1 protein-coding gene is annotated in these 542 nt (G+C 46.9%); it reads left to right on the forward strand.

The annotated features are described in order from the left end of the window. Nucleotides 1-151 (forward strand): ArsR family transcriptional regulator (locus NC238_05120; GenBank protein ID MCM1565320.1); only part of this gene is annotated, 151 nt, incomplete at its 5' end. Between the last annotated feature and the right edge of the window lie 391 nt (nucleotides 152-542).

Genomic DNA, 542 nt, shown 5'->3' on the forward strand with positions numbered 1-542 from the left:
GTGCCTTGGACTTCCCCAAGCGACAGTTTCCCAACATCTTGCACTCCTCAAGAACAAGGGAATTATCGAAGGTAAGCGTGAAGGTGTAGAAGTACACTACAGCGTAATTCACCCTCTTGCAAAACAAATTGTCTATCTCATGACCCAATAGATCGCACCATCTTAAATTTTCAGACCTGCACTTTGCCACGCATTTCAGACGTATACTCTGCGCACAGATCCAGATTACGTCCATACAAACCGCTTTTACCCGCCTTTCTGCTCTGCCTGTCAGCAACACAAACCGGCGCCCCCGCGAGGTAGAGCCACAACAAATCGAACCGATGAAACACGCTACCAAACAAGGGAGGTACAACTATTGTTGTCCCCCTTGTCTCAAGTGTATCAATAAAAGTACCAGGACGGATCCCGTGTAAAAGTCTGCAAAATAAAATCTAGCCCTCCGCGACAGTAAGTCTTTTCAGCACCGGGATTTTTTCCAATTTGGTAATTCTGCTCTTCGTGTTGTCACCTAGATCCATGGGGTCCATCATGAATCCGAC

This window comes from Dehalobacter sp. (assembly GCA_023667845.1).
Taxonomy (GTDB): domain Bacteria; phylum Bacillota; class Desulfitobacteriia; order Desulfitobacteriales; family Syntrophobotulaceae; genus Dehalobacter.